The organism is Acidovorax soli, assembly GCF_900107605.1.
Classification (GTDB): Bacteria; Pseudomonadota; Gammaproteobacteria; order Burkholderiales; family Burkholderiaceae_C; genus Acidovorax; species Acidovorax soli.
In genome coordinates, this window is sequence record NZ_FNQJ01000024.1 from 46,834 (window position 1) to 55,578 (window position 8,745).

General features: G+C 61.6%; 9 protein-coding genes. 1 reads left to right on the forward strand and 8 read right to left on the reverse strand.

Annotation, left to right across the window (positions count from 1 at the left end; translation table 11 throughout):
• The 8 genes from BLW02_RS14525 to BLW02_RS14560 all read right to left on the reverse strand — a co-directional run bounded on the left by BLW02_RS14525 (window position 1) and on the right by BLW02_RS14560 (window position 7,444).
• Window positions 1–903: an anti-sigma factor family protein gene (locus tag BLW02_RS14525; RefSeq protein WP_066785942.1), complete on the reverse strand. Its 903-nt coding sequence runs from the start codon at window positions 901–903 to the stop codon at window positions 1–3.
• 18 nt (window positions 904–921) lie between these two features.
• Window positions 922–1,425, reverse strand: a complete 504-nt coding sequence (locus BLW02_RS14530) for an RNA polymerase sigma factor (RefSeq protein WP_060986575.1) — start codon at window positions 1,423–1,425, stop codon at window positions 922–924.
• A 49-nt stretch (window positions 1,426–1,474) separates the two neighbouring features.
• Complete coding sequence (locus BLW02_RS14535) at window positions 1,475–1,693, reverse strand: hypothetical protein (RefSeq protein WP_060986574.1); 219 nt, start codon at window positions 1,691–1,693, stop codon at window positions 1,475–1,477.
• 44 nt (window positions 1,694–1,737) lie between these two features.
• Window positions 1,738–2,169 (reverse strand): nuclear transport factor 2 family protein, encoded by a 432-nt coding sequence (locus BLW02_RS14540; RefSeq protein WP_060986573.1) that lies wholly within the window; start codon window positions 2,167–2,169, stop codon window positions 1,738–1,740.
• 812 nt (window positions 2,170–2,981) lie between these two features.
• Complete coding sequence (locus BLW02_RS14545) at window positions 2,982–4,157, reverse strand: SAVED domain-containing protein (protein ID WP_139285388.1); 1,176 nt, start codon at window positions 4,155–4,157, stop codon at window positions 2,982–2,984.
• Window positions 4,132–4,632, reverse strand: coding sequence for a Mov34/MPN/PAD-1 family protein (locus BLW02_RS19950; RefSeq protein ID WP_159433792.1), 501 nt, complete (start codon window positions 4,630–4,632; stop codon window positions 4,132–4,134). Before BLW02_RS19950 ends, BLW02_RS14545 begins: the two co-directional genes overlap by 26 nt.
• Complete coding sequence (locus BLW02_RS14555; RefSeq protein WP_092699708.1) at window positions 4,629–6,359, reverse strand: ThiF family adenylyltransferase; 1,731 nt, start codon at window positions 6,357–6,359, stop codon at window positions 4,629–4,631. Before BLW02_RS14555 ends, BLW02_RS19950 begins: the two co-directional genes overlap by 4 nt.
• Entirely contained in the window at window positions 6,356–7,444 is a 1,089-nt protein-coding gene (locus BLW02_RS14560; RefSeq protein ID WP_092699710.1) for a nucleotidyltransferase domain-containing protein, read from the reverse strand. The genes BLW02_RS14555 and BLW02_RS14560 overlap by 4 nt, the downstream gene beginning before the upstream one ends.
• A gap of 134 nt (window positions 7,445–7,578) precedes the next feature.
• On the opposite strand from BLW02_RS14560, the gene BLW02_RS14565 reads away from it, so the two are divergent.
• Window positions 7,579–8,520 (forward strand): WYL domain-containing protein, encoded by a 942-nt coding sequence (locus tag BLW02_RS14565; RefSeq protein WP_092699720.1) that lies wholly within the window; start codon window positions 7,579–7,581, stop codon window positions 8,518–8,520.
• Window positions 8,521–8,745 lie beyond the last annotated feature (225 nt).

Sequence of the window (8,745 nt, forward strand, 5' to 3'; positions counted from 1 at the left end):
TCAGCGAGAGACGCCTAACTGCCGGTACACCTCGGTCGACACCCGGGCCAACACACTGCGGTCGGCATCGGATGACAGCGCGTAGCCAAACGGTCCGTCGACCCAGTAGAAGACGTTGATTGCGCCCTCTTGAGCAAAACGGAAGGCGGCGGTGTCATTGGTTGGTTCAGCTCTTACCGCCGGGCTCCATCCACCGGCACTTCCAATGTCACCGACGTCGTTGGACACATACAGCGTGAGCTTGTTGCCCCCCTCGTTGCGGTACATGAACTGCGCCACCGGCCCCTGCCCGCCCGGCAACAAGCGCCCACCCTCCAACGTGTAGCCCTGGGCCTGCAAATGGGGTGGCTTCATCGGTGCGCCCATGCGTTTGGACAACCAGGCCACCAATTGGTCCTCGTTCGCTGCGTCGATCTCGACCGCGCGCCGGGCATCTGGGCTGTACACCGCGTGGGCCACCGCGGCACGTTGCGTGAATTCGTTGGTCGACGCCCGCGTGACTGCACCTGGCGTCGCCGTCACCGCAGCCAGCTGCGCTGAGTCGCCTGTGCCAGACGTCGGCAAACCGCCGCGCAGTCCCCACCCCGCCGCGCCACTGACGACCGCAATGGCCAGCCCGGCGACCAGGCGTTGCAGGTACCAAGGGGTTTGAGAGGCGATGCGAGGTCGGGCAGACGCCCGCAGGCGTTGTGGCAACGGCTCGTTCAGCACAGGGTCGAACAAGGCATGCAGTCCGCGCTTCTGCGCCCGATAGGCCTCAAGCCGCAGCGCCTCTGCGGGCCGGGTCGCCAGGTAGCTTTCAATGTCAAGTTTGCGGGCTGGGGGCAGTTGGCCGTCGACGAAGGCTTGCAGTTCGGCTTCGGTGACCGGCGCGTTGGTGGACGGGGGAAGTTCAGCGTTCATGGCGAGCCCTTCGATGATTCATTTGACAACCTTCAAGCGCACCGGCTCAGAACGGCCTTCCATCACCCCGCGCAAGCGCTCGCGGCCACGCGACAGGCGCGACATGACCGTGCCGATGGGAATGCCCAGCGTCAGTGCCACATCGGCGTAGGCCATGTCTTCCAGCGCGACCAGCAACAGAACCTCTTTCTGCTCCACAGGCAACAGATCGAGCGCGGCCTGCAGGTCGAGCACCGCCAGCCGATCGCCTTGTGTGGGTGCCAAAGGCACCTCGGGGGTGTCTTCGTCCATCGTCACGGTGCTGAGCTTGGGCCGACGCACGCCATCGACGTACAAGTTGTGCATCATGCTGAATAGCCAGGCGCGCATGTCGGACACGCCGCGCCACCTGTCTGCCTTGGTCCATGCCCGCTCCAGGGTGTCCTGCACCAAATCGTCGGCGTCCTCGCGGTTGCCCGCCAGCGCTCTCGCGTAGCGGCGCAGGCGCGGCAGCCAGGCCAGGAATTGGGTGTCTTCGTGCATCGGCGCAGTCCAATTGGGTCGCAGCGGGCTCTGGAGGTATCGCCAGGTGTCACTCCACGACGATTTGCCACATGACCTTGAAGTGGTCATTGGCGCGCTCACCAGGCTTTTGAACAGCCTGACAGGCGCAGAACGGCTGGCCCTTTCCATCGACCAGTCCGACACCGACCAGCGTGGCCGGTGGGCCGGCTGTCATCGCCTGCGCAAGCGGAGCCATGAGCGATGCCGTTGCAACAAGCACGCTGGCCAAGGAGGTGGGGTGTTTCATGGCAGTCGTTGGCGGTTCGTCAAGCTGATGACTTGTCTGCCATGTCAGTAGGCTGCGGCCACGGCCAGCTTGGGGTCGATCTGCCAGGTTTCGCTGACGATCTTGCCTTCGCGGAAGGTCAGCACATAGCGCACCTTGATGGGCATCTTTCCCTCAAACACCACGTTGGCGGACACGGTGGATCCCTTGGGGTTGGCCGACTCGTCGATCTGGCCCACGGTGAGTTTCAAGGGGCCAACCGCTTTGCCAAACTTCTCCCAGGTGGCGCGGATGCTCTCTGTGGTGGCATACGTACCATCCAGCGGACCGCCCACCCAGTTCAGCTGAGCCTGGTCGGCGTAAGCGCGCATGACGATCTGCGTATCACCCGAGGCGATGGCCTGAAAGTGCGTGCGGGCGTCGTCGAGAGGGGCGGCAGAGACGCTGCCAGCGGCGAGAGTCAAGGCGGTGGCGGCAAGTACGAGGGTCTTGAACATGGTTGATCCTGAGATTGGAAAGCGTCGTTGAGGTGGGGCCAGCGGAGGGACCTTCAGGTTCCTTCATGTGGGTAGACGGTGAGCGCCGGGCTGGTATTCCAATGAACACAAACTTTCTTGATATCTTTTTTGTCGCCACCGGACCAGTGCTTCGGCTGATGTGCTCGCGAAGTCAAAGGCGCACGCAGCAGAGGGTGTTCCGCGTGTTGGCTCATCGAACAAAGTCAATGTTTCACATCAGCAGCGCGGGCACCCAGCGCTTGTTTACCTCACCGACTGCGATCAACCATGCAAAAAGGGGCGACGCTTACTGCGGATGGTGCGTTCGCGCCTTGCAGATGACGGCGATTTGGATTGATACCTTATTCGCAAGAGGTCGCCGGCGTATGCAAGTCGATGGCATGTTTCTCTGGTTCTCAAGTTGAATGTGACATCCCGCAGGCTCCGCCCTGGTGAGAGACTTGTATGGGCGGCGCTGCCGTCCTCTGGACACCGTAGGTGCGAGTGACTGTTGATAAACATTGCGGCCATTCACAAACTTGGCGGCGGTCGTCCGCAACCAGCCTGAAACTGTCGACCAGATGTCTGCGGGCCGCTATGCAGCGGTTGCTGTCCTTGGAGTTTCCAAGCTCAGCGCCCGATAGCTGCCGTTCAACGATTTCGCTGAGCGCCGCGCTCTGCATGCCTCACGCCAAGGCGATGTCTGGGGGCTAGGCATCTCTGGCGACTCCTGACACCCTGGGTATTCAACGCATTTGCTAGTGCTCACCCGACCTTGACGCGGAGCTGGGCCGTGCGACCCGCACACGTTACTACTTAAGCCTCAGCGCCGGCTTCCACTCAGGTGCCTGCCACTCCCAGATATGAACCTCTTCGAACGCCTTGGGCAGCAGGGTCCTACCGATCTCGATGCTCGCTGACAGCGGCGTCGCCGGATGCAGGTGCAGGACCCGAGCGCCGGCGGCAAACAGCTGCTGCAGGAAGGCGTTGAAGCTCGTGCGGAACTGCTGCACATGGGACTCCTTGCGGATGATGCCGCGGCCAGGCGCAACGGCATGGAACTCCACGACGTCGCGGCCAGCGGGGTGCTGGGCCCTGCCCGAGATGCTGACGACGACCGATATTTCGCGAGGGAGCGCAGGCGGTACCGTGAATGTGTAGCTGGGCTCGGGACAAGCGTCGCGCGTGTCCCAGAGCCACTTCTCGTTCGGCAGGTCCATGACGGCCGCTGGCGTCTTGTCGCCCACCAGCGCCCCCAGCTTCATCAGCATTGGGATAGGAGCGAAGCCGGCGATAGTGAGGTGCACGGCTCCTTTCCTTGCAACGAGCTCGGGCAGGATGCGCTGCTCATACTGCTGGGTAAGAGCGCGCTGGGCGTTGCCCCAGAAGTCAGGTTCGTTGTCCTGCAAGAAGAAGTTGCTCTGGTCGATGTGTACGGAGCCGGCTGTGGGGAAGCGTTTAAAGCCGCTGTTCGTCAGCATCGCGTGCTGGATGTGGCGCACGTCGATCACAGGCACGTGGGCGCCGACAGGGAACGACATCACGACGGGCATGCTTTCCTCAACACCAGTGGCCGAGTACATGAACTCGATGCGAGCCTCGTGGTCGCGCTTCATGGCTCGAAGTTGCTCAGCAGTGAATTCGTTGCTCTGGCCGTGGCGGTCTATTCGTGAGTGGCAGTCGAAGCAGGCCAGCATGAGGTTGCTGGGGTCTGCAGCCAGCTTTTCCGACAGCCCTGGAACGCCTCGAGCGCCTGCTGGGCTGTCAGCAATGATATGAGCGAATTCGCCGACTACGCTCTTGGCCTTCTTAGTAAGAAAGTCGCGGTCTACAGGCTTGCAGCAGCCGCGGAATTCACAACGACCAGCCGCAGCAATCCAGAGGTCTCGCCGGACCGGCGCGGAAATGTAGGCTCGCGCGACAGACCTGGTCACGGGAGCAGCAGTTGTGGAGGTGCTCGGATCAGGCGTTGCTTTTGGTTTTGGCATTCTTGCTCTCCAACTTCAATTCGCGATACGTGCCTCGGCGGCTCAGCGTCCAAATCCGGATGCAGTGAGTGCCTACGATGGGGAAAAACAAGCGGTCGCCCTCATAGGTGTCGCCGGCGACAGCCTGCTTCCAGTCGCGCTGGTCAACTCCCGACGGTGTGGGGTCGCGCTCGGGATGCGTGTGCCAGAGCCCAAGGTAGGCGGAGGTGCTGCTCTCTTCCAGCCATCGCTGTCGCGCCAGCGCCTGGTGCGTGGAAGAACGGAAGAACCCGTACCTGCTGCGACGATCGCTGCTCTGCGGCGTCGACACCTCATCGATGACAACGTCGCGCGAGTCCAACAGGTGCCGGCCAAGAAGGACTCCACCTGCTTCACGATCGTCCGAGCGATGCTGGGCGAACGCCTGCATCTGCTTGAGTGCGTGCTCGACGATGATGAGCCGCTGCTTCGGTGTTACGCGATAGACGAGCTTCACGGCGCCGGCCCCTTTGGCGCCCGGCAATGCGGGCATGGGTGCCCGAATACCTGTTTGGTAGCCACCTCCTCGGAAGTGGTCCGCGCGAGCTGGAACCAGGGAGTCGTGCGCAGCCCCTGCTTGGCGGCGACCTTGCCTTCGCCCACCCAGAACTTGTAGGAAGGGCGGCGCTCGGCATCGCCCGCGGCAACGGTACTTACTGCCGACAGGATGTGCTCCGCTGCCATCAAGCCGGTGCGCCGGGACTGAACCGGGCCGTAGGGCACGAATGCACCCGCGCATCCAGTGAGATTGCGCGTGACCGGCTGGTTGGGTTCCAAGAAGGCGGTACGCGAAGCCAGGGACGGCTGTCCTTCGTCGTCGCGGTAGGCGCAGTTGAGGCACCCCGCGCCCCTAGTCCACATGAGCATCGAGTGGCCACCGAGATCGAGCGCCTCAAGCCAGGTAAATACAACGGGGAGGTCATGACTACCGGCCTTGAACGCCTTCGAAAATGAACGCTCGATGGACGGAGAACCGAAGGCCAGCACGATGCCGTCATACTGGCTGAGATCAGCCGTCTTGAGCCACTTCTGCCCTGTTGTGGCCACTGGGGTGATCTTCAAGCCTGGGTAGCGTCGTTCCAGCGCCAACTTCATGCCCAACGGCTTCTCCATGTCGATGTACAGCGGCTGAAGGACGTGACGGAAAACGTTGTCCTCAGAGTATTCATCGTGGTCGACGACCGTCAGCTTGCCAACGCCTGCAGCAGCCAGCGTGTCCACGACCACCGACCCCACGGCCCCCGCGCCGAGCACAGCGATGTGCTTGTTGAGCAAGTCAAGCGACGCACCTCCACGCTCGCGCATGTATGTCGGCGTGTGTCGCCGCATGGTCAGAGGAGTCACTATCCCCTTCTTGTCGACTGCGCCGCGGCTTGCCGTGAATGAGGCTGCCACCAGGGAGCGCCCGCCAGCCTGGCGCGGCACTGACACCAGTAGCGCCAACCGCTTCGGGGAGTTTTTCGACGGTCCGACCAGCTTGTCCCAGAGCGCCAGTTGGTCCGGCGACATGCGCTGCAGAACATCGTCGATGAAGGCCGGGGTCAACTTGTCCGGCTGCACGGGCGGCAAGCCCACCTGGTCCAGGTGGACGTAAAGGGCGCGGTGGGCCTCAAGCTTCTTGCTTTCCACCTCCCAAGGAATGCTGGCGTCTCGCTCCAGGAAGTACCAGGTTGGCTTCTTCAGGCCGAAGTTGGAGAACCCCTTGAGTAGGCGCGACGCGCCGTCAACTTCGAAGTACGACCGCCCGCGAAGCGCCCCTGGAAGGCCCTGCCAGTAGCCCTCCAGTTCGTTGAAAAACTCCTCGTAGCCAGAAGCCGCATCCGCTGCGGAGTTTTCCAGCAGGTCGTACGCCTTCATCGCAGCGTGCGCGACGATGTCAGCGGGACGCTTTGGGTCCAGCGACAGGCCCTGCTCATCGTCGATGCAGACATAGCCGCTATAGCTGACATGGGCAAGCAGAGCGGTCGGCGGGTCTGTGGTAACCCTTGGCAGCTGCAAGTGCTCCTCCGCGCAGTCGACATAGACCGTCCACCGGCGCGTGCCGGTGAGCTCAATGGCCAATACGTTTGGAGCTTCGCTGGGCAGAGGCGCAACAGGGACGCCCCGCAGCGCGAACGCTGCCTCAACCGCCTCGAAGGCCGCGTCGACCTTCGCGGCGTCGACCTGAACTGCGGCCTCGGTCAAGCTGAGTTCCCAGTGCTGATGACTGCAGCCGAGACTGTCTTGGCTGTCTGAGCCTTCTCGGGGACCTTGAAGTCGTCGCCAAACTGCTTCTTCAGCAGCTTGCAGGCGTCCTCGGGCAGTTCCTCGTCGTAGGCATCGCTGAGAGCGTCGCGCAGCGACTCGAGCTTCTCCTTGAAGGTCTTCATCTGCGCAGCCGTGCGTTTAGCCATCAGGTCGGAGTACGGCGCGACCGGCAGCATGACCTTCAGCCGTTGGTGCGTGCCGTCGGTCTGGTTGTACTCGTAGGTGAACTGGTGGAGCATCGCGTTGACCCAGTCCAACATCGCCAGCAGGTCTACGGGTTTGCCGGAGGTGTTGAAGCTCGGCTTGAACCACTTCAGGGCCGCCACCGTCAGTGCGATGCTCAGCGGAGCACCCGAGCCGGTGAACTGCCACTGGCGCCAGCGTTTCAGGTAGCGGATACAGCGACGGTACTGAGCCAGTTCATCGGAGTCGCTGAAGGCGCCGCAGACGAGCTTGGTCAACTCCTTGGGATCGGAGATCTCCCAAATACGGTGCTCCTCCGCCGAATTTTCCTTGCCCTTGGCCAAGTACAGCGTGCCGTTGGCGTCACGAGAGTAGACAGCTAGGTCGACGTGATACGCGACCTCGCCACCGCTGAGGTAGTTCACGGTGACGCAGGGGCGGCGGATGAGCACCGTGCGGAAGTTCGTGTTGACGGCGTCCCGCACCTTCTTCTTCAGCACCACCGGGTCCGGGTACTTGTCCTGGTCGCAGTTGAAGATGAGGCCGACGTCGATGTCGAAGTTGCCATCCAGCGGCACCACGCCCGTGTGCATGGAGTAGCTACCCTGGTTGAAGTTCGTGAACGTCGGCACATCATCACCGAGGTTGGCTTTCAGCGCCTTAACGAGGGTGTCGCGCTTCTCGCGCAGTTTGGCCTTCTCATCGTCTTCATCAAAGCAGATGGCGCTGTGGAAATTTTCGAACTCACGCTGGACTGCAGGCATCTTGGCCTCCTTTTCTTTCGAGAGAAGCCAAGACGCGATACCTGCGAACAACCCGATGGCGATCAGGGGGTGCATGTACTTGACGAGGTGGCCGGTTGAATGGACCGCAGTGCGGCTACGCGATTATGATTATTGTATCTAATCATTTTGATTAGTGCAAATGTGATTTTTTACAATCACATATCGCACCTCCAGATATCATGTATTCCATGAAACGTACAGAGAAGCGCTCGCAAGTACTGACGAGCCTCACAAAGACACAGCGCGAACGGCTGTCCCACATTGACTTCAAGCTGTACTTCCTTGGAGAGCTGCGACGGGCTGACGTCGTCGACCGCTTCGGAACGGGGCCTGCTGGAGCCACCCGCGATATCGCTCTGTATCGAGAACTGGCGCCGGAAAACCTTGAGCTGGACAACTCCGACAAGGTCTACCGACCCACACAGGCTTTTGAACCCCTGTTCGAACACAGCGCACACCGCGTGTTGACCGCCCTTACCCAGGGCTACGGTGAAGGTCTAGGTGAGCTGTTGGGTGACGAGGTACACCCGATGCTGCGATGTGAAGTACCGTCTGCGTTGAGTCTGCCGAAGACGTCGGTGCTGGCGCCAATCACCCGCGCGATCCATCGAGGCAAGGCTGTCAGACTTCGCTACACGTCCATCGACAGTGGCCGCACCGAGCGTGAGCTTGTCCCTGTAGCCCTTGTAGACAGCGGTCTCCGCTGGCACGTGCGAGCCTTTGACCGCAGGAATCTGCAGTTCCGCGACTTCGTGCTGACCCGGATAGAGGAACCGATGGTTCTAGAGGACAGCCTCGTGCAACGCGAGGAGACTGCTGAGTTCGACCTGCAGTGGAGCCGCATCATTGAGCTGGAGCTTGTGCCGCACCCTCAGCACACGCGGCCTGAGGTTGTCCTCATGGACTACCCCTTCGCCGAAGATGGTGTGCTTCGGGTTCGCGTCCGTGCGGCCAACGCAGGCTACATGCTGCGTCGCTGGTCCGTGGACTGTTCTTTAGATCATCAGCTGCGAGGTATGGAGTACGCACTGGGCCTGCGTGACCCTCTCGTCCTGTACGGCGCAAGCAACGCACGCCTGGCGCCGGGCTACAAAGATCCACGGTCGGACCGCGAAGTTAAGGCGCTATAACGATAGCCAGTCACCAGAAAGCGCTCTGAGCGCGACAACCACATGAAGCTCTTCATGTCGATCAGCCAAGCCAAAGGCTGCATTGCCCCCGCTTCCCCGACTACTTCGGTATTCGAGCTGTGCAGGAAGTCCTAGGGATGTCCTGAACAACTCGAATTTGTGAGTGCTAGAAGGCAGCCGCGTTCAGGCAGCGCGATGGAGACCGTTTGGGCAGCACTTGGGCCT